At 68.8% G+C, this 20,017-nt stretch carries 13 protein-coding genes and 1 tRNA gene; 9 read left to right on the forward strand and 5 right to left on the reverse strand.

The genetic code is table 11. The annotated features are described in order from the left end of the window. Positions 1-83: 83 nt before the first annotated feature. On the reverse strand, positions 84-761 hold the full coding sequence (lolD, locus tag ACSFB7_RS26685; protein WP_435475358.1) for a lipoprotein-releasing ABC transporter ATP-binding protein LolD: 678 nt from the start codon (positions 759-761) through the stop codon (positions 84-86). Beyond that, positions 754-2,010 (reverse strand): lipoprotein-releasing ABC transporter permease subunit, encoded by a 1,257-nt coding sequence (locus tag ACSFB7_RS26690; RefSeq protein WP_435475359.1) that lies wholly within the window; start codon positions 2,008-2,010, stop codon positions 754-756. Before ACSFB7_RS26690 ends, lolD begins: the two co-directional genes overlap by 8 nt. Positions 2,011-2,089: 79 nt before the next feature. On the opposite strand from ACSFB7_RS26690, the gene ACSFB7_RS26695 reads away from it, so the two are divergent. The 9 genes from ACSFB7_RS26695 (at position 2,090) to ACSFB7_RS26735 (ending at position 17,868) form a co-directional block, all read left to right on the forward strand. After that, the gene (locus ACSFB7_RS26695) at positions 2,090-3,034 is read left to right on the forward strand and encodes a hypothetical protein (protein ID WP_435475360.1); all 945 of its coding nucleotides are present in this window, start codon (positions 2,090-2,092) and stop codon (positions 3,032-3,034) included. Continuing rightward, on the forward strand, positions 3,031-4,752 hold the full coding sequence (gene recJ / locus ACSFB7_RS26700; protein ID WP_435475361.1) for a single-stranded-DNA-specific exonuclease RecJ: 1,722 nt from the start codon (positions 3,031-3,033) through the stop codon (positions 4,750-4,752). The genes ACSFB7_RS26695 and recJ overlap by 4 nt, the downstream gene beginning before the upstream one ends. Positions 4,753-4,911: 159 nt before the next feature. After that, positions 4,912-6,051: a sensor domain-containing diguanylate cyclase gene (locus tag ACSFB7_RS26705; RefSeq protein ID WP_435475362.1), complete on the forward strand. Its 1,140-nt coding sequence runs from the start codon at positions 4,912-4,914 to the stop codon at positions 6,049-6,051. 297 nt (positions 6,052-6,348) lie between these two features. Continuing rightward, positions 6,349-10,515 carry a DUF4132 domain-containing protein gene (locus ACSFB7_RS26710; RefSeq protein WP_435475363.1) on the forward strand — a complete coding sequence of 1,389 codons (4,167 nt, stop codon included), beginning with the start codon at positions 6,349-6,351 and terminating at the stop codon, positions 10,513-10,515. After that, the gene (locus ACSFB7_RS26715) at positions 10,512-10,949 is read left to right on the forward strand and encodes a hypothetical protein (protein ID WP_435475364.1); all 438 of its coding nucleotides are present in this window, start codon (positions 10,512-10,514) and stop codon (positions 10,947-10,949) included. The genes ACSFB7_RS26710 and ACSFB7_RS26715 overlap by 4 nt, the downstream gene beginning before the upstream one ends. 17 nt (positions 10,950-10,966) lie before the next feature. Continuing rightward, a complete protein-coding gene (locus ACSFB7_RS26720) occupies positions 10,967-12,124 on the forward strand; it encodes an ATP-binding protein (protein WP_435475365.1) in 1,158 nt (385 codons plus the stop codon). Positions 12,125-12,134: 10 nt separating this feature from the next. Continuing rightward, positions 12,135-14,588 (forward strand): DUF5682 family protein, encoded by a 2,454-nt coding sequence (locus ACSFB7_RS26725; RefSeq protein ID WP_435475366.1) that lies wholly within the window; start codon positions 12,135-12,137, stop codon positions 14,586-14,588. Continuing rightward, complete coding sequence (locus ACSFB7_RS26730; protein ID WP_435475367.1) at positions 14,585-15,709, forward strand: VWA domain-containing protein; 1,125 nt, start codon at positions 14,585-14,587, stop codon at positions 15,707-15,709. Before ACSFB7_RS26725 ends, ACSFB7_RS26730 begins: the two co-directional genes overlap by 4 nt. 5 nt (positions 15,710-15,714) lie before the next feature. After that, positions 15,715-17,868, forward strand: coding sequence for an SWIM zinc finger family protein (locus ACSFB7_RS26735; RefSeq protein ID WP_435475368.1), 2,154 nt, complete (start codon positions 15,715-15,717; stop codon positions 17,866-17,868). Between the two features lie 120 nt (positions 17,869-17,988). Here the strand turns inward: ACSFB7_RS26735 and ACSFB7_RS26740 are convergent, their stop codons facing one another. From ACSFB7_RS26740 to ACSFB7_RS26750, 3 genes are all read right to left on the reverse strand, one after another. Next, positions 17,989-19,092, reverse strand: coding sequence for an acyltransferase family protein (locus ACSFB7_RS26740; protein WP_435475369.1), 1,104 nt, complete (start codon positions 19,090-19,092; stop codon positions 17,989-17,991). A gap of 98 nt (positions 19,093-19,190) precedes the next feature. Beyond that, a tRNA-Thr gene (locus ACSFB7_RS26745) sits at positions 19,191-19,266 on the reverse strand. 70 nt (positions 19,267-19,336) lie between these two features. Next, the gene (locus ACSFB7_RS26750; RefSeq protein ID WP_435475370.1) at positions 19,337-19,906 is read right to left on the reverse strand and encodes a ClpXP protease specificity-enhancing factor; all 570 of its coding nucleotides are present in this window, start codon (positions 19,904-19,906) and stop codon (positions 19,337-19,339) included. Between the last annotated feature and the right edge of the window lie 111 nt (positions 19,907-20,017).

The following is a 20,017-nucleotide window of genomic DNA, read 5'->3' on the forward strand; positions in this document are numbered from 1 at the left end:
GCGGCCTCAAAGACTGCGCGGCATCGAAGGCCGCCGAGCCCCCACCCCTGCCCTCCCCCAGAGGGGGAGGGAGAAAGACGGGATCAGCCGGCCAACCGGCCTGCCACCAGCTGCAACACCCGGTCGCAGCGCTTCGCCAGATCCTGATCGTGCGTGACCATCACGAAGGCCGTGCCATGCCGGTGCGCCAGATCGAGCATCAGCGCGAACACGGTGTCGGCGGTGCTGCGGTCGAGATTGCCCGTGGGCTCATCGGCCAGCACACAGGCAGGCTGCGTGACCAGCGCACGCGCGATTGCCACGCGCTGGCGTTCGCCGCCCGACAGCTCGGCCGGCCGATGGTGCAGGCGCTCGGCCAGGCCCACGCTGGAAAGAATCTTCGTAGCCGCCTGCGTCGCCTGCGCGGGCTCCACGCGGCGGATCTTCAGCGGCATCGCCACGTTGTCGAGCGCGCTGAACTCAGGCAGCAAATGATGGAACTGGTAGACGAAACCCAGGTGCTGGTTGCGCAAGCGCCCTTGCTCTGCAGCATCGGCATGCGCGATGTCCTTGCCCAGCAGCTCGACCTTGCCGGAAGTAGGCGCATCGAGCCCGCCCATCAGGTGCAGCAGTGTGCTCTTGCCGGAGCCCGAGGCGCCGACGATGGCCAGCGTTTCGCCGGCATGCACGTCGAGGTCGACGCCGTGCAGCACGGTGAGATCGAGCCGGCCTTCGTGAAAACGCTTCGTCAGTCCACGGGCCTTCAGAACAACTTCACTCATAGCGCAGGGCCTCGGCAGGATTCACGCGGCTGGCGCGCCAGCTCGGGTACAGCGTGGCCAGGAACGACAGGACAAGGGAAATGATGGCAATCGGCATGATGTCGCTGCGCTGCGGATCGCTCGGCATCTTGCTGATCAGGTAGATGTCCTTGGGCAGGAAGCTGGCGTGAAAGAGCCGTTCGAGAAAAGGCACGATCACGTCGATGTTGTAGGCGATGCCCAGGCCCAGCAGCAGGCCGGCCACGGTGCCGATCACGCCCACCATCGCGCCCTGCACCACGAAGATGCCCATGATGCTGCGCGGCGAACTGCCCAGCGTGCGCAGGATGGCGATGTCTGCGCGCTTGTCGGTCACCGTCATCACCAGCGTCGAGACGAGGTTGAAGGCGGCCACCGCCACGATCAGCGTGAGGATGATGAACATCATGCGTTTCTCGACCTGCACGGCCGCGAACCAGGTCTTGTTCTGGCGCGTCCAGTCGCGGATCAGGAATTCGCCCGGCAGGCTCACCGCGAGCTGGTCGGCAATGCCGCGGGCCTCGTTCAGGTCCTTCAGCTTCAGGCGGATGCCGGTCGGGCCTTCGAGGCGGAACACCTTGGCCGCGTCCTGCTCGTGGACCATGGCCAGCGCCGAGTCGTACTCGTAGTGGCCCGAATCGAAGGTGCCGACCACGGTGAACTGCTTGAGCCTGGGCACCACGCCGGCCGGCGTGACCTGCCCACCCGGCGCCACCAGCGTGACCTGGTCGCCCGGCTGCACGAACATCGAACGCGCCAGCTCGATGCCCAGCACGATGCCGAATTCACCCGGCACCAGCTTGTCGAAGGTGCCCTTGGAGGCGATGCCGTTGGTGTCGGTGACTTCGGGTTCGAGCTTGGGGTCGATGCCGCGAATGATCGCGCCCTTCATGTCTTCGCCGCGCGCAATCAGCGCCTGCGTGTTGATGAAAGGTGCCGCGCCGATCACCTCGGGGTTCTTGCGCGCCGCCGCCATGATCTCGTCGAGGTTTTGCAGTGCCTGGCCGTCGCGCGAGAAGATCTCGATGTGCGACACCACGCCGAGCATGCGGTCGCGCACCTCTTTCTGGAAGCCGTTCATCACACTGAGCACAATGATCAGCGCCGCCACGCCCAGGGCGATGCCAAGCATCGAGACACCGGAGATGAAGGAGATGAAGCCGTTGCGCCGCGTCGCCCGGCCTGCGCGCGTGTAGCGCCAGCCAAGCTGCAGTTCGTAGGGGAGTCGCATAGGGTCGGAATTGTGGCATCCCGGATTCCCTTGGGGCTTCCCGGACAATAAGGGGATGGCCGAACACCCCCCACGTCACTTGTTGATCCCCTTTGCCGGCCGCGGTTCCCCGGCTTGCCGCGCCGCACTGCCCACCCTGCGGCTTCCCAACCTCGAAACCCTGCTGCTGCGACTGACCCTGGCGGACACCGACACGCAGGACGAAAGCACGCGCTCGCCTCCGCATGAACGCGCGCTCGCGCAGGCGCTGGGCATTTCCGCCGCCGACGGCTGCATCCCCTGGGCCGCGCTCGAAGCCCGGCGAACCGGCCTGGCCGCACCTGGCGACCACGAAGGCTGGGGCCTGGTCACGCTGTGCAACTGGCAGGTCGGCATCGACGACGTGGCGCTGGGCGATCCGTCCGCCATCGAGATCGATGCCGACGAATCGATGGCGCTGCTGGCCGTCGCAGGCCCGTTCTTCGAAGAGGACGGCATCGCGCTGTATCCCTCCGACACGCCGGGCCGCTGGCTCGCTCGCGCGCCCATCTTCGACGGACTGGCCACCGCCTCCATCGACCGCGCGGTGGGCTACCCCATCTCGCAGTGGTCGCCGCTGGGCGATTCGTCGCGGCTCCTGCGCCGCCTGCAGAACGAAATGCAGATGCTGCTGTACACGCAGCGCGTGAACGACGACCGCGCCGCGCGCGGCGTGCCGCCCATCAACTCCTTCTGGCTCAGCGGCACCGGCGTGCTGAAGAACGACGAGGCGACGCGCCCCGCCGCAACGCCCGAGGTCAGCGACGCCTTGCGCATCGCCGCATTGCGCGACGACGGCGCGGCCTGGGCCGCCGCCTGGCAGGCACTGGACGCGGGCGAGATCGCTTCGCTGCTGGCCGACTACACACGCGGCGCCGACGTGACGCTCACGCTCTGCGGCGACCGCGCCGCGCAGCGCTACACCGTGCAGCAGCGCGGCCTGGCCCGCTGGGCCAAAAGCCTGTTCGACCGCACACGCGCATCCAGCGTGCTGGAGGCCCTGTGAAGATCATCGCCAGAGAAATCCCGCCGCGCACCGTCTGGGCGCTGGAACAGGCCGGCGTGCATCCGCTGCTGGCGCGCCTCTTTGCCGCACGCGGCGTGCGCGCCAAGGAAGAACTCGACGACGGCCTGGCCCGGCTGCTGGCGCCCGACACGCTGCGCGGCACGCGCGAAGCCGCCGTGCTGCTGGCCGACGCGATGGCGCAAGACAAGCGCCTGTGCATCGTGGCCGACTACGACTGCGACGGCGCCACCGCCTGCGCGGTCGGCGTGCGCGGCCTGCGCCTCTTGGGCGCAAAAAACGTGAGCTACCTCGTGCCCGATCGCGTGGTCGACGGCTATGGCCTGACGCCACCGATTGCCGAGCGCGTGGCCGACAGCGGCGCCGACATGCTGATCACCGTCGACAACGGCATCGCCAGCGTCGAGGGCGTTTCTGCCGCCAAGGCGCGCGGCCTGCAGGTGCTGGTGACCGACCACCACTTGCCCGGCCCCGAGCTGCCGGTGGCCGACGTGCTGGTCAACCCCAACCAGCCCGGCTGCGAGTTCGAGAGCAAGAGCATCGCCGGTGTCGGCGTCATGTTCTATGTGCTGCTCGCGCTGCGCTCCGAACTGCGCAAGCGCGGCATCTTCGACGTGGCGACGCAGCCCAAGCTCGATGCACTGCTTCCGCTGGTCGCGCTCGGCACCGTCGCCGACGTGGTGAAGCTCGACGCCAACAACCGCCGGCTGGTGGCGCAGGGCCTGCGCCGCATCCGCGCGGGCGCCATGCCCGCGGGCGTGGCGGCGCTGTTCAAGGCCGCGGGCCGCACCGCGTCGGTCGCCACCACCTTCGACTTCGGCTTTGCCCTCGGCCCGCGCATCAACGCGGCCGGCCGGCTGGCCGACATGACGCTGGGCATCGAATGCCTGCTGACCGACGACACGGGCCGCGCCGAAGAACTCGCGCGCATGCTCGACGGCATCAACCGCGAGCGGCGCGACATCGAAGGCGGCATGCGCGACCAGGCGCTGCTGCTGGCCGAATCGCTGTTCGCCACCGACGGCGAAGGCATCGAGGCGCCACCAGCAGCCATCAGCGTGTTCGACGCGGGCTTTCATGAAGGCGTGGTCGGCATCGTGGCCTCGCGCATCAAGGACCGCTTTCACCGGCCGACCTTCGTGTTCGCAGCGAGCGGCGCGCCGGGCAAGGAGCACGAGCTGAAGGGCTCGGGCCGTTCGATCCCGGGCTTTCATCTGCGCGATGCGCTCGACCTTGTGGCCAAGCGCCACCCGGGCGTGCTGCTGCGCTTCGGCGGGCATGCGATGGCTGCGGGCTGCACCGTGGCGCGCGAGCACTTCAAGACCTTCGAGCAAGGGCTGGCGCAGGTGGCTGGCGAATGGCTGGCCGCCGCCGCGCTCACGCGGCAGATCGAAACCGACGGGCCCATCGCACGCGAGTACATGCGCATCGACCTCGTCGACACGCTGCACAAGGAGGTGTGGGGCCAGGGCTTCGCGCCGCCGACCTTCAGCGAAGAAGTCGAGGTGGTGTCGCAACGGCTGGTGGGCGAAAAGCACCTGGCGCTCAAGCTCAAGCACCAGGGCCAGCCAATCGACGCGATCTGGTTCAGCCACACCGATCCGCTGCCACCGAAGGTCAAGCTGGCGTTCCGGCTCGATGCGGACGAATGGCAGGGCGTGCGGCGCCTGCGCTTCCTGGTCGAAGGCGCGGAGTTCTAGCCTGCGCAAAGGCGAGTGATGCGGGGGACATAGGTACACGGGGGACACGCGCACCCAGGCTTCGGAGATACGATCGGTTACCAGCCTTTCACAAGAAGAACTTCGAGACGCCCGGATGCCTTCCAGCCACTTCCCCCACCCCTGCGCCGGGCCCCGCCCATGATCGACGGCGTGAGCTACGGCCTGCTCGCGGGCCTCATGGTCTGCGGACTGGTGTTGCTGCTGGTGTTCGGTGGCGTCATCCACGGTTACTACGCATTGGCTTGCGCCTGTGCGCTGGTCGCCTTCGCCGGCCTGAACGGCCTGCCGCCGCGCGGCCCATCCGTCCATTGGCCGGCGGCGGCGCTGGTGCTGTGGACGGTCTGCCGGCTGCAGTTCGCGCGGCACCTGCTGCGGCTGAAGGACTTCGCGCCACGGCTGGACCGCATCGCGCGGGCCACGCTGGTCATCTTCGCGATCGCCACGCTTTATGCCGCCCTCGAAACACAGCTCGTGTGGACGCTGCGCACGGTGCAGGCGCTGGCGGTGGCCTCCACGGTGATCCTCGCGGTGGGCGCGGTGACTGTGCTGCGCCGCCTGCCCTGGCCGGCGGCGTTGTTCCTGGCCGGCGCGGTGCTGCTGATCGGCGGCATCGCGACCACCCCGATGTCGATCTGGCTCGACCCCGCATGGGCACCCCGCCGCATGAACTTCGCGCAGGCCGCCGTGATTGCGGAGCTGCTGGTGTTCGTCATCGCCATCGGCGTGCGGCTGCGGACCGACCGCGCGCTCGAAGCCCGCACGCAGCAGAAGGTGGAAGACCTGGGCACCGACGCGCTCACCGGTGCCACCAGCCGCGCCGGCTTCGAGAGCCGTGGCCGCGACTGGCTGCGCGAGGGCCGACCGTTCTCGCTGATGCTGGCCGACCTGAACGGCTTCAGGCGCGTGAACGAACGGCACGGACGCGCGGGCGGCGATGCGGTGCTGGCCGCCATGGCCCGGCGCCTGCGCCAGCAGGTGCGCGCAGACGACATGGTGGCCCGGCTCGGCGACGACGAGTTCGCAATCCTGCTGGTCGGCACGCCGGCGCGGCACAAGCTCGCGGAGATGGCGATACGCATGCTGACCGCCGGCGCGCGGCCGGTCGAGCACGATGGCCGGCTGCTTGCGGGCGGGGAACTGAACTTCGGCATTGCCAGCCATCCAGTCGATGGCGACACGCTGGAAAGCATCGTGCAGGCGGCCGACCGCGCGCTGCGCCACTGCGAACAGCAACGCATGGGGCCGGCCTATGCGTTCGCCAATGAACTGCATGAATGAATTCTTCGTACCTGCCGCCGCATGAGGCCCGGTGCATGATTCAGGCATGAAATTTCCTTCATTTCCATTGCCTGTTTTTTCAGCACCATCGCGCGCCCGGCCGTCACGTAGCTGACGGATCGGGCTTTCACATCGGGCCCGTATTCTCGGTCGTGAACACGGCATGCGCAGATGCTTGGGTGAGCCCCGTCGCGCATGCCGGCCTGCAGATGTGCAGGCCGCGGCCATCGCCCCGATTCATTCGCCACATCCAGCGCCTACAGGGCGCGTCGTCGATTCACAGGAGGACGTTTTTCCATGCGCCGTTTTGAACTGATCGAAGGAACCGCCAGCAAATTCTGGGAAGTGGAACAGGTCGGCACCGACCTCAACATCCGCTGGGGCCGCATCGGCACCGCAGGCCAGAGCCAGACCAAGTCTTTCGCCGACGCCACCAAGGCCGATGCCGCGCTGACCAAGCTGGCCGCCGAAAAAACCGGCAAGGGTTATGGCGAAGTCGGCGTGGCGGCTGGCGCGGCCATCGGCAAGACGGAAGCCAAGCCGAAGGCCGAAGCCACCGCTGAAAAAGCGGCCGCACCGGCAGCGGCGACATCCACGGCAACGGCCGACGCCAGCGTGCCCGCGCAAGAGGCCGCCGCAACCACCGAAAGCATCGACAGCCAGGCCGACCGCGTGTTCGAAGCGGTGCGCGCCAGGATGGAGGCAGGCGAACTCACGAGCAAGGACACGCTGTCGCCCGGTACGCTCAAGCGCCAGCACGGCGTGAGCGAACAAGCTGCCGCGCTGGCGTTCAAGCGGCTCAAGGCGCAGGGGCTGCTGGACGGCTGGGGCACCAGTTGCACGCCCGTCAAGGATGCACAGGCACTGGCAAAGGAACTGGGTGCGAGCGCATCGCACGCAACCACGGAAGCGCCCACCGCGCCGTCCGGCACCGAGCTGCCCGTCAGCGCCGACACGCCGCCATGGCTTGCCAGCGGCGCGCCCGTGCGGCTCTCGCCCGAGATGCTGCGGCTGGCCTTTCCCTCGCGCCGCTTTCCACCGAAGCCGATCGCCATCACGGGGGTGGCCGCCACCTGGCAACTGGTGCGCCGCCAGCTCGATCCGAAGGTCGATGTCGGCAACAGCGATGCGGCGCTGCAGCCTGCGGTGCAACGCATGCTCCATCGCGTGGCGCTGCCCGCCCCTGCGGCCGATGCCGAGTCCGACACCGTGCTGCTGGCGTTGGCGCTGAGCACCGGTGGCTACTACGGGGAAAGCGAGCCCGGCGAGATGGTGGCGAACTACCTGGTGGCGCAGTACGGGCTGCCGGGTGCCATCGACATCCTGCTGTCGGCGCAGCAGATCCAGGTGCAGACCGATTACGACCGGCAAGCCCAGGTCCGCCGCAGCAGCTTCGGCAGCGCGGTGAGCCGCGCCATGGGCAACAGCTACTACGGCCCGCTGGGGCAAGGCGAGCAGGCGCTGCGCGCGCACCTGGCCGGCGCCGAACCCGAGGTCTGGCAGGCCTGCCGCGACAGGATCGAAGCCGCGCTGCCCCGCGTGCACCCCAGCCGCCAGCCCACGCTGGCCCTGATGCTGCCCGACGCCCCCGAGATTTCGAATGCGATGGTGCTGGCGCTCGCGGCCGAAAAGGACACGCCTGAAACCATGCACTGGCTGCTGCTGACAGCCACCGACCCTGCCGCCATCGCACTGGCCGCCAAGGTCAAGCTCAGCTATTCGAGCGGGTTCTGGGGCGACAGCCACATGACGAGCACGCTGGTGCAGGAGCGCGGCACCGAGGCCGTGCCCGTGCTGGAGCGCGGCGCCGCCAACGACGACGCGGGCGATGCGCTCGCCTGCATCGGCACGCCCGAGGCGGTACAGGCGCTGGCCCGCGTGGCGAGCCAATCGAAAGGCGCGCTGGCGCGGCTTGCGCTGTCGGTCGACCGCTGGCCGGCCGCCGCCATCGCCGCGCTGTCGCGGCTGGTGGCCGCTGGCGGAAAAGACGCCAACCTCGTCACGCCCAGCCTCACGCGCCTGCTGCGCGCGCACGGCGCAGCCCTGCTGCCCGCGCTGCGGCCCTGGCTGGATGCCGGCGCGCAGGCCGCCATCGACCGGCAACTCGCGCTGCTGTCCGGCCCCGCCGAAGTGGCCGCCGCCGACGAACTGCCGCCCGTGCTGGCCGCACCGCCGTGGCTTGCCAAGGTGCAGAAGAAGGCCGCCGCCACGCTGGTGCTGGAGCCGCTCGCGCTGCCCGTGGCGGAACAGTGGAACGAAGGCGAACGCGAAAAGGCGCTGCGCCTGAACTCGTGGCAGGTGAATCGCCATGCGTCGGCACGCCAGAACATGGCGGTGCTGCTCGATGAACTGGGCTTCGACATCAAGAAGCAAAAGTCGCACGGGCCGCTCGCCAAGGCCGCCGAAGCCGCGATCCGCAGTGGCGATGCCGAGGGGCTGATCGCCAACTGGCGCGCCATGGTGGTGGAGCGCAAGAAGGAGCGCTACAACTGGTTCCGCTTCACGTCGAGCTTCGTCACGCTGCTGCCGGCTGCGGTCGGCGTGCCGTTCTGGAACGCGATTGCGAGCGAGGCGGAAAGCGACGACATCGGCATGGTGCTCGCCACGCACGGCCAGGCCGTGATGCCGGGCCTGATCGCGATGGTGCGCTCCAAACCCTCCGAGAACCTGTCGTACGCGCTCAACTACGGCACGCCCGACCTGGCCATGCCGGCGGCACGCGCCTTCGCCAAGCTCAAGACTTTGCGCGCCGCCGGCCGCGAATGGCTGCTGAAGTACCCCGAGCACGCCGCCTGCGGCCTGGTCGCGCCGGCACTCGGCAAGGCCGGCGAGGCACGCGACTGTGCAGGCTCGGCGCTGCGCCTCTTGCAAGCCAACGGCCACGAGGCGCTGCTGCTCGACGTGGCCGGCCGCTACAACCAGCCCGACGTCGTGCAGGCGCTGCGCACCGTGCTCGACGAAAGTCCGCTCGACCGCTTCCCCACCAAGCGCGCCAAGCTGCCCGAGTTCTGGCAGCCGCGCGGCTGGCGCCGCCCGACGCTCAGGAACGGCAAGGCCCTGCCCGACGATGCGCTCGACCACTTCGGCCAGATGCTGACCTTTCCGACCAACGAAGGCATCTACGGCGGCATCCCCATGGTCAAGGAAGCCTGCGACGCCGACTCGCTGGCCGAATTCGCATGGGACGCCTTCACCGCCTGGCTCGAAGCCAGCGGCCCGAGCAAGGAAGGCTGGGCACTCACCTCGCTGGGCCTGTTCGGCAACGACGACACCGCGCGCAAGCTCACGCCCTTCATTCGCGCCTGGCCCGGCGAGGCGGCGCATGCACGCGCCGTGACCGGCCTCGACGTGCTGGCCACCATCGGCAGCGACGTCGCGCTGATGCTGCTCAACGGCATCGCGCAGAAGGTCAAGTTCAAGGGCCTGCAGGACAAGGCGCGCGAGAAGATCGACGCCATCGCCGAGGCGCGCGGCCTGAGCACCGAGGAACTCGAAGACCGGCTCGCGCCCGACCTCGGCCTCGACGAGCAGGGCACGATGCTGCTCGACTTCGGCCCGCGCGCCTTCAAGGTCGGTTTCGACGAAGCGCTCAAGCCTTATGTGCGCGAGAGCACCGGTGGTGTCGACGGCGCGCGGCTGCCCGACCTGCCCAAGCCCAAGAAGACCGACGACGACGCACTGGGCAAGGAAGCGGTCGAGCGCTTCAAGCTGCTCAAGAAAGACGTGCGCACCATCGCGAGCCAGCAGTTGCTGCGCCTCGAAGTGGCGATGTGCGCGCGCCGGCGCTGGACGCCCGAGGTGTTCCGCCTCTTCCTGGTCGAGCATCCGCTGGTGCGCCACATCGTGCAGCGGCTGATCTGGGGCGTGTATGCGGTGGAAGGCGGCGGCAACTACGGCGGCACGCTGCAGGCCTGCTTCCGCGTGGCCGAGGACGGCAGCTACACCACGGCCGAAGACGATGCCTTCGAGTTGCCCGAGGGGGAGAACATCCGCATCGGCGTGCCGCATGCGCTGGACCTGTCGCCCGCCGATGCCGCCGCCTTCGGCCAGGTGTTCGCGGACTACGAACTGCTGCAGCCCTTCGCGCAGATCGGCCGCGACATCTACACGCTGACCGATGAAGAAAAGAAGAGCCTGAAGCTCGAACGCTGGAAAGACGTGAAGGTGCCCACCGGCCGCGTGCTGGGCCTGGCCAACAAGGGCTGGCGCCGCGGCCAGGCGCAGGACGCGGGCTGCATCTGGTACTTCAGCAAGCCGCTGGGCACGAACCGCGTGATCGAGCTGAGCCTGGACCCCGGCATCATCGTCGGCATGGTGGACGAATACCCCGAGCAGACGCTGGGCCAGGTGCAGGTCGGCCAGCCTTCGGGCTGGGGCGACATGCGCGATGCCGAAGCATTGCATTTGCTCGATCCGATTTCAGCGAGCGAACTGATCCGCGACATGGAAGGGCTGCGGGCATGAATGCCGCCGTCGCGCGGCTGCGCCCCTGGCTGCTGGCCGCGGGGCTGCTCGCGGCCATGGCTTCCGCGACCGCCCGCAGCACCGCGGCGCCCGAGGTGCCGCCGCAGGTCGACACCGTGGCCACCGGCGGCGAATGGAACTCGGCCCGCGACAGCGGCGTGCTGCGCATCGTGATCGTCCACCAGGGCTTCGAACACGTGCACTCGCGGCTGTGGATCGAATGGCTGGCGGTCGGCGAACGCGGTGCACCACGGCGGGTGGCGCGCGTGCTGGTGAAGGAGCTGTCGAACGGCATGAACGTCATCGACGTCGGCAACCGACGCGAAACCTTCCAGGGCGGGCGCATCCGGCTGCGTGCCACCCACACCTATTCGCACGAAAGCTCGGACATCACCATCGAGACCGGCAAGCCCGGCCAGTACAAGCTCCTCTAGTTTCATCAGCACCCACCATGGCCACATCCAGCAAAAGCTCCAAAGACACCGGTGCGCCGCAAACGCCAACGCAACTGCAACGCCCGCCGGCCGAGATCCAGTACGCCGCGCAGCTCGCGCGCTTGCAGGCGCAGGACAAGGACCCGCGCCCGCCCGGCTGGGTGCTGGGGCTGAAGGCCGCGCGCGCCTTCATCCTCGGCGATGCGTCGCTGGACATCGCACCCAAGATCGTCGCGCCCGTGGCCAGCATCGAACGCATGCTGGTGACGCTGGCCACCGGCCGCGGGCTGATGCTGGTGGGCGAGCCGGGCACGGCGAAGTCGATGCTGTCGGAGCTGCTGGCCACGGCCATCTCGGGCATCTCGACGCTCACCATCCAGGGCGGCGCGTCGATCACCGAAGACCAGATCAAGTACGGCTGGAACTACGCGCTGCTCATCAACGAAGGCCCGAGCCCGCGCGCGATGGTGCCGGCGCCGCTGTACCTGGGCATGCAGCAGGGCCAGGTGGTGCGTTTCGAGGAAATCACGCGCGCGCCGCTCGAAGTGCAGGACTGCCTGCTCGGCATGCTGTCGGACCGCGTGATGGCGGTGCCCGAGCTGTCGGGCGAGCACGGCATGCTCTATGCGCGCGAGGGCTTCAACATCATCGCCACCGCGAACACGCGCGACCGTGGCGTGAACGAGATGAGCGCGGCGCTCAAGCGCCGCTTCGACTTCGAGACCGTGTTCCCCATCCTTGACTTCGACCGCGAGCTGGCGCTGGTGGAGGAATCGTCCGCGCGCCTGCTGGCGCAGAGCGGCATTCCGAAGACCATTCCCGCGCCGGTGCTGGAACTGCTGGTGTCCACCTTCCGTGACCTGCGCGGCGCGCCGGCCAAGGAAAGCGGGAACGGCAATGGCGGCAACAGCGGCGACGCGGCGATGGACCGGCTCACCGCCGTGATGTCCACCGCCGAAGCAGTGAACGTGGCGCATGCGGTCGGCGTGCGCGCATGGTTTCTCGAACAGCGCGAAGGCTCGCCGGCCGACCTTGTCGATTGCATCGCGGGCACGGTGGTGAAAGACAACGCGGACGACCGCGCCAAGCTGCGCCGCTACTTCGAGCAGAAGGCGGCCAAGCGCAACGGCGCGCACTGGCGTGCGTACTACGAGGCGCGGCATCGTCTTCCCTGAGCGCGCGGCCATGACACAGCAGCCCCACATCGTCGGCGTGCGCCACCACAGCCCCGCCTGCGCGCGGCTGGTGGCCGAGCGGATCCGCACGCTGCGCCCCGCGCATGTGCTGATCGAAGGGCCAGCCGATTTCAACGAACGGCTGGCCGAGCTGTACCTGCCGCACCAGTTGCCGGTGGCGATCTACAGCTACCTCTCGGGCGACGAAATGCATCGCGGCTCGTGGTCGCCCTTTGCCGAGCACTCGCCCGAATGGCAGGCGCTGCAGGTGGCGCGCGAAGTGGGCGCGCAGGTGCGCTTCATCGACCTGCCCGCGTGGCACGACGCCTTCTCGCGCATGGAGAACCGCTATGCCGACGTGGCCGATGCACAGCATGAAGAACGCGCCGAAGCCTACGAGCGCGCGCTGACCGAGAAGCTCTCGGTGCAGGGCCGCGATGCGCTGTGGGACCACCTGTTCGAAGACGGTTGCGACGCCACCGAGCTGGCGCAGCGCCTGGCCACCTACTTCGAGCATCTGCGCGGCGAAGACCCCGGCTCGCTGGGCAACCAGGCGCGCGAACAGATGATGGCGCGCTGGATCGCCTGGGCAATGGCACAGCCCGCCGAGCCCGGCCGTGTGCAGGCGCTGGTGGTCTGCGGCGGCTACCACGCGCCCGCGCTGGCGCGGCTCTGGCGAAAGCAGCCGGCCGAGTTGCCCGCCACGCCCGAGCCATCGCTTGAACCCTGCGGTGAAGAAGACCGCGACGACAAGGCCGATGCGCCGCTGCGCTTCGGCTCCTACCTCGTGCCCTACACCTTCAAGCGTCTCGATGCCTTCGCCGGCTATGCCTCGGGCATGCCCTCCCCGGCCTACTACCAGTGGGTCTGGGAGCACGGCCCCGAAGGGGCAGCGCACCGCGCGCTGCAGCACGTGATGCAGCGGCTGCGCGACAAGAAACTGCCCGCCTCCACCGCCGACCTGATGGCCGTGCACTTGCGTGCGCAAGGCCTCGCGCGACTGCGCGGTCATGAGAAACCGCTGCGCTCCGACTGGCTCGATGCGCTGGCCGGCGCGCTGGTGAAAGACGCACTCGATGCGCCACTGCCCTGGACTTACCGCGGCGCGATCCGCCCCGGCACCGACCCGGTGCTGGTGCAGGCCATGGACGTGCTGGCCGGTGATACCGTCGGCCGCCTCGCGCCCGGCACGCCGCAGCCGCCGCTGGTGGCTGCGGTTGCGGCCGAGCTGGCGGCACACGGCATCGTGCTGCGCGGCCAGCTCAAGATCGACCTGCTGCTCGACGCCGACCGCGCGAAGAGCCGCGTGCTGCACCGGCTGTCGATCCTGCGGCTGCCCGGCGTGCGACGCGCGCAGGGGCCGGCGCTGGCAATGTCGGGCGAGCGCACCGAAGTCTGGTCGCTGGCCGAACCACTGGAGCAACAGGCCGCGCTGATCGAGGCCGGTGCCTGGGGCGCGAGCCTGCATGACGCGGCACGCGCCCGGCTCGAAGACGATCTGCGGCAGGCACAAGGCCGCATCGGGCCACTGGCCGATGGGCTCAACCAGGCCGCATGGGCGGGGCTGTCGGCGCTCAGCGATTCGCTGCTGCGCGAGCTGCAGGGCGCCATCGCCAACGAGCCGCGCTTCGAGGCGTTGGGCCCTGCCCTGTCGGTGCTGCACACGCTGTTGCGCCACGGCCAGATGCTGGGCATGGCCGATGCGCCGGTGCTGCGCGTGGTGATCGAGTCGGGCTTCGACCGCGCGCTGTGGCTGCTGGAGCCGCCCGCCGCCGTCATGCCGGCCGACATGCAGGCGCATCTGCAGGCTCACCTTGCACTGCGCCAGATCGTGGCCGACGTGCTGGCCCATGCGGCCGACACGTCGCACGATGCCAACGCACCGACGCTGCTCGACGTGGAGCCGGCGCGCGCGCTCGCGGTGTGGCAGCGCAAGGCCGCCGATGCCAGTGCCGCGCCCGTGAGCCGAGGCGCCGCGCTGGGCGCCACGCTGAGCCTGGCGGGCCGTGCAGCGAATGCGCAGCCGCACGATGCCGGCGTGAACGAAGCGATGCAGCTGCTGCATTCGCTGCCCGCGCCGGTGCTCGGCGATGCGCTCACCGGCCTGCTCGCCCTGGCACGCGAAACGCTGTCGTCCGAACCGGCCTTCGTCGCCGGCATGGACCGCACCGTGCAGGCGCTGGACAACGCCGACTTCGTGCGCGCCATGCCCAGCCTGCGCGCCGCCTTTGCCTGGCTGCCGCCGCAGGAACGCGGACTGCTGGCCGAGCAGGTGTTGAAGCTGCACGACGCCGCGCACCTGTCGCGCCGCGCGCTCACTGCAACCCACACCGGCGAGGCCGCGCCCGAAGCGCTGGCCCAGGCGCGCATGGTGGAAGACGCCGTGCTCGCGCGCCTCGCGGCATGGGGCGTCACGCTCGACAACAACAACGACAACAGCGACGACGGGAGCCCCCGCCCATGAGCCTGGACATTCCCGATCCGCTGCAACGCTGGCGCCTGCTGCTGGGCGATCCGGCCGAAGCGTGTTGCGGCAGCCTGGGCGCCGAAGCCAAGGCCGCCGATGCCGCGCTCGACTGGCTCTACGGCCGCGACAGCGACCGCGCCGGCCGCGGTGAACGCAGCGCGGGCCTCGGCCCCTCGGCGCTCAGCACGCCGGACTGGATCAACACCATCCACTCGCTCTTTCCGAAGGAAGTGATCGAGCGCCTGGAGCAGGACGCGGTCGAGCGCTACGGCATCGACGAGGTGGTGACGAACCTCGAAGTGCTGGAGCGCATCGAGCCTTCCGAATCGCTGCTGCGCGCGGTGCTGCACACCAAGCACCTGATGAACCCGCAGGTGCTCGCGGCCGCGCGCAAGCTGGTGGCCGAGGTGGTGCGCCGCATCATGGAAAAGCTTGCCACCGAAGTGCGGCAGGCCTTCAGCGGCAGCCGCGACCGGCGCCGCCGATCGCGCATGAAGATCGCGCGCAACTTCGACTTCAAGCAAACGCTGGCGGCCAACCTGCACCGCTACGACCCGGAACGCCGCAAGCTCTATGTGGAGCGGCCGGTGTTCATCAGCCGCACCAAGCGGCATGCGGAGCCGTGGGACATCATCCTGCTGATCGACCAGAGCGGCTCGATGGTCGACTCGGTGATCCACAGCGCGGTGATGGCTGCCTGCCTGTGGCAGTTGCCCGGCATGCGCACGCGGCTGGTGGCCTTCGACACGGCGGTGGTCGACCTCACGGCCGATGTGTCGGACCCGGTCGAGCTGCTGATGAAAGTGCAACTGGGCGGCGGCACCGACATCGCGAAGGCGGTGGCCTATGCGCAGTCGCTGATCGCCAATCCGCGCAAGAGCATCGTGGTGCTGGTGAGCGACTTCTACGAAGGCGGCAGCGAACACGAGCTGGTGCGGCGCGTGAAGGCGTTGGTCGAGTCGGGCGCCAAGGTGCTCGGGCTGGCCGCGCTCGATGCGCAGGCCGAACCGGCGTTTGATCGCGAGATGGCCGCGCGGCTGGTGCGCGAAGGCGCGCAGATCGGTGCGATGACGCCGGGGCAACTCGCGGGCTGGCTGGCCGAGAAGGTGCGGGGATGAGCGCGATGACTTCTTCCGCACTGCGCACCGATTTGCTCGAACTGACGCCCGAGGCGTTGACCGCGCTGGCCAATGCGGGCTTCGTCAAGCGCGCGCAGAAGGATGTGGCGGCCGGCCTGTTGCCACGCCTGGAGACCGGCGCGGACGGCGTGGTGCAGGCCCACTTCGACGACGGCGTGCGCACCAGCCTGCCGCCCGGGCGCACGCTGCGCGATGCGCAATGTAGTTGTCCCGCCAGCGGCATGTGCCGGCACCGGGTGATGCTGGTGCTGGCCTACCAGGCGCAGGCGGCTTCTGCGGCCACCACACAGGCACCGTCGACCGACGACGCCGAAGCGCCCACCGAACCGGGCGGTGCATGGAGCCCCGCCGAATTCGACGATGCCGCGCTGGCGGCCAGCCTTGCGCCTTCCGTGCTCGAACAGGCCCACAAGCTCGCCGCGGCGCGGCCCGTGGTCGGCGTGCAGGCGTGGCGCAGCGCCAGCGCGCCGCCGGTGGCGCGGCTGCCGATGTGCAGCGTTCGCTTTTTCTCGCGCAGCTCGCTCGTGCATGCGCGCTGCGACTGCAAGCAGGGCAGCGGCTGCGCGCATGTGGTGATCGCGCTCTGGGCCTTCCGGCAGGCGGGTGCGTTGCTGCCGGGCGCGGCCGAAGTCATGGTCGAAGTGCGCTCGCCGGCCTCGGCCAGCGCCGATGCGGCCGATGGCAGCGCCTCGCCGCAAGCGATGCAGGGCGAGGCCGCACGCACGCTGTGCGCGCAGATCGACGCCCTGCTGCTGTCGCTCTGGCTCGACGGATCGAGCCAGCCATTGATGGCGCTGGCGGCACGCTTCGAGGCGGTGCGCAACCAGGCGCGTGCGCTGACCTGGAGCTGGGTCGACGACGCGCTCGACGAACTCTGGCAACTGCTGCAGGCACAACAGGCGCGCAGCAGCCGCTTCGAGCCCTTGCGGCTGGTGCGCGTGCTGGCCGAGCTGTGGGCCCGGCTTCAGGCGGCCGCGCATGCCGAGCGCCCGCAGACTCGGCCCGCGTTGCTGGCAAGCCAGATCCTGGGCATCGGCGTGAAGGGTGAAGTCGCGCTCGACCATCTGCGGCTGGTGTCGCTCGGCGCCGAACTCTGGTCCGACGAAACGGCCGAAGGCGCGAGCATTCTCTTTGCCGACCCCGACACGCAGAACGTAACGGTGCTGGAACGCCAGTGGTCGCGCGCGGCGGACATCGCCGCCGGCGGCGCCGCGCCCAACCTGCTCGGCCGCCGCGTCGCGGGCTTTCCGCTGCGGCAACTGGCGAGCGGGCAGGTCATCACCAAGACCGCGACGCGGCGCGCCAACGGGCTGGTCGACATCACGGCGGGCGCACGGCAAACCGGCGTGCTGCCGCTGTCGCCGAAATCATGGGACGACCTCGTCGCGCCGCTGCGGCAGGACAGCGTGGCCGCGCTGGTGGCGCATCTGCGCGAGGCGCCGCCGGACTTCGTGCGGCCGCGCCAGGCCGCGAGTGGCGCGTCGGCAGGTGCGGCGGGGCAACTGCATGTGGTGGCCTTCGATCGCATGGAAGTGGTGTCCTGCCACTGGGATGCGGCGGCACAGGTGCTGCACGCGAGGCTGCGGCAGGCGGCGCCGGACGAGCTGCAGGCAGCGGATGAAATCGACGGTGATGGATTGCTGCACCTCGCGCTGCCGCATCGCGCCGTCTCGCCGGGGGCCGTCGACGCACTGGCACGCGCGCTCGCAGGCGAATGGGGCGACCTGCGTGCCGTGGCCGGCACTGTGCATCTGCAAGGTGGTCGCGCGGTCATGCAACCGTTGAGCCTGCTGACGGCTCAGCGCGCCGTGGTGCTGCAGGCAGAAGCTGCAACGCCGCAGCCGCTGGATCTGCAGAGCGATGTCGAGGAGGTGCCTGCGCTGAATGCGCTGGCCTGCGACACGCTCGAACTGCTCGCGCTCTGGCTGCGCCAGGGGCTGCGTCATCAGGGCGGCGGCGCGTTGTCGCGGGCCGAGGCGCAGGTGCTGCGGTTGAAGCAATCGGGCCTGGGTCACAGCGCGAAGCTGCTGGGCGGCGTGCTCGAGAACATGCGGTCTGCGCAGCGTCCGGCGCTGGTGGCGCAACTGGCGATGCTGGGGCTGTTGATGCAGGGGGTTGCGCAGTCGGCTGGGCCTTGAAGCGGCCAGCACTGCGTCAGGCAGCCCACTGTCACGAGCGGCGATTCATCGCATCCGCCATGCGACAGTGTCAAACCGCGCAGCGGCCCCTTGGCCGGCAGAAACGGCGCGCGGACGGATCTAGCTGGGCTTCACGCCCGGTGCGCCCTGGGCGCTGCCGCCGCTTTCCTTGACCGTCCTGGCCCATCTGTGGCCCCAACCCGCGATCGGCCGCTCAAACCACCGATAGAGCACGTCGGCGGCCAGCAGCGCGACGGCCAAGCCGCTGAACAACAGGAATGGGCCGAAGAGCGTGCCGGGGAACACGAGAATCACGGCCTGCACCGCCATGACCTGGATCAGGTACATCGAGTACGAACGCTGGCCGATGAACACCAGCGGCCGCCACGCCAGCGCGCGGCTCAGGTAGGTGCTGTTGACGATGAGGGACGGCATCAACAGCCCGACCAGCAGACTGAACACCACGATCAGCGTCGCATGGCCGAGGTGCGACTCGAAGAGATCACCTCGCCTGTACCAGACGAACAGCACGAAGGCGATGATGAATGCGGCCTTGTTGGTCATGAGGACGCGAAGCTTGTCGAACACGACCCGCGAATGCATGGCCACGGCAATGAGCGAACCCAGGATCAGCCCGAAATAGAACCACGGCGTGAACCAGGCGGGATAGAAGCCGCCGATCAGAAGAACGCTCGTCACCCCAAGACAGAGCAGCGCAAGACCCATGCGCGACGTCGGCGTGCGCCCGAACAGGGCAAACAGCAGCGGCCACACCAGGTAGTACTTCCATTCCACGCCCAGCGACCAGGTAATGGCCAACGGCGACGACCCGGCAAACTCGTTCAGGAAGGTGAGCATGTAAGGCGTTGCCGCCTTCATTTCGGTCCAGGCCAGGCCCTGCGAGAAATAACTCTGGACCATGACCAGCAGGTACACGAGAAAGTAGACGGGCATCAGCCGCGTGCTGCGCCGGATGTAGAACGCCTTCAACGACACGAAACCGGTGGCATCCCACTCGCGCAGCAACAGCGTTGTGATCAGAAAGCCGGAGAGCACGAAGAAAACATAGACACCGAGCCAGCCGGTCCGCGTGCCCGACATTTCTCCGCCGAAATGAACCGCAAAGACAAGAAAGACCGAAATCGCCCGCAGCCCGTCCAGGGCGGGGAAATACGAGGTCTTCAGGTAGGCATCGTGGTCGAGGGCTGTTTTCGGTTCGCGCATTCGGCGGGCGTCACGAGAAAGTGGCGCTCAATAAAAATCCCCGAATTTTCTGGAAATCCTGGGGATTGGGGTGCCCTCGGTGGCCGAGGACAGTGTGATGGTGCCGCTTGTCGGAATCGAACTGACGACCTTCCGCTTACAAGGCGGGTGCTCTACCAATTGAGCTAAAGCGGCGTATTTTTCTCTGCGGGATTCTAGCCGCGCGGCGCGGCCCCCAATTCAGGGCACCGGCGCCGTTGCTTGTCTACTTGACGCGCTTGAGCGATGGCCTGGAACCGCCACCGGCCGGCGGGCGCGGTGGCTCGTCGACCGGGTCGGTCTGGCTCGCCTCGACCGCTTCGTCGGCGTCCTCGCCCGTCACCAGGTGGACGATCTTGCCTGCATCGCCTTCGGTGCCGCGCGAAGCATCGCGCAAGGGCATGCGTGCCGGACCCGTGTGCGCGGGCACGACGGGCGGTGCATCGCCGCTGCTGTTGTCCGCTGCGGCAGGCGCGGGCGCCGGAAACGCCATGCCTTGCCCGTTTTCACGCGCATAGATCGCGATCACGCGCCCCACCGGCACACTGATTTCACGCGCACTGCCCGCAAACCGGGCCTTGAACTCGATGAAATCGTTGCCCAGCTTGAGCGAACTGGTCGCGTCGAAGCTGATGTTGAGCACGATCTCGCCGTTCTTCACGTACTCGCGCGGAACCTGGACACTGTCGTCGACCTGCACCGCGACATAGGGCGTGAACCCGTTGTCGGTGCACCATTCGTACAGGGCCCGGATGAGGTACGGGCGGGTGGAAGACGACTCGAGCGCGTTGATCATGAAAATTTTCTACCGTGCAATCAATCGCCAACCAGGACTTTTCGCGAAACACCGCGGAACCGGCTCCGCCGGGCCGCAGGTGTTGCCCCCGGAAGGGGGTTGGCGAAGCGA

This window comes from Variovorax raffinosi (assembly GCF_051216615.1).
Lineage (GTDB): Bacteria > Pseudomonadota > Gammaproteobacteria > Burkholderiales > Burkholderiaceae_C > Variovorax.

Coding starts and splice junctions, on each gene's coding strand:
- ACSFB7_RS26720 (WP_435475365.1), top strand. CDS start 10,967: ATGGCCACATCCAGCAAAAGCTCCAAAGACACCGGTGCGCCGCAAACG.
- ACSFB7_RS26735 (WP_435475368.1), top strand. CDS start 15,715: ATGACTTCTTCCGCACTGCGCACCGATTTGCTCGAACTGACGCCCGAG.
- ACSFB7_RS26705 (WP_435475362.1), top strand. CDS start 4,912: ATGATCGACGGCGTGAGCTACGGCCTGCTCGCGGGCCTCATGGTCTGC.
- ACSFB7_RS26690 (WP_435475359.1), bottom strand. CDS start 2,010: ATGCGACTCCCCTACGAACTGCAGCTTGGCTGGCGCTACACGCGCGCA.
- ACSFB7_RS26740 (WP_435475369.1), bottom strand. CDS start 19,092: ATGCGCGAACCGAAAACAGCCCTCGACCACGATGCCTACCTGAAGACC.
- ACSFB7_RS26715 (WP_435475364.1), top strand. CDS start 10,512: ATGAATGCCGCCGTCGCGCGGCTGCGCCCCTGGCTGCTGGCCGCGGGG.
- lolD (WP_435475358.1), bottom strand. CDS start 761: ATGAGTGAAGTTGTTCTGAAGGCCCGTGGACTGACGAAGCGTTTTCAC.
- ACSFB7_RS26725 (WP_435475366.1), top strand. CDS start 12,135: ATGACACAGCAGCCCCACATCGTCGGCGTGCGCCACCACAGCCCCGCC.
- ACSFB7_RS26710 (WP_435475363.1), top strand. CDS start 6,349: ATGCGCCGTTTTGAACTGATCGAAGGAACCGCCAGCAAATTCTGGGAA.
- ACSFB7_RS26730 (WP_435475367.1), top strand. CDS start 14,585: ATGAGCCTGGACATTCCCGATCCGCTGCAACGCTGGCGCCTGCTGCTG.
- ACSFB7_RS26750 (WP_435475370.1), bottom strand. CDS start 19,906: ATGATCAACGCGCTCGAGTCGTCTTCCACCCGCCCGTACCTCATCCGG.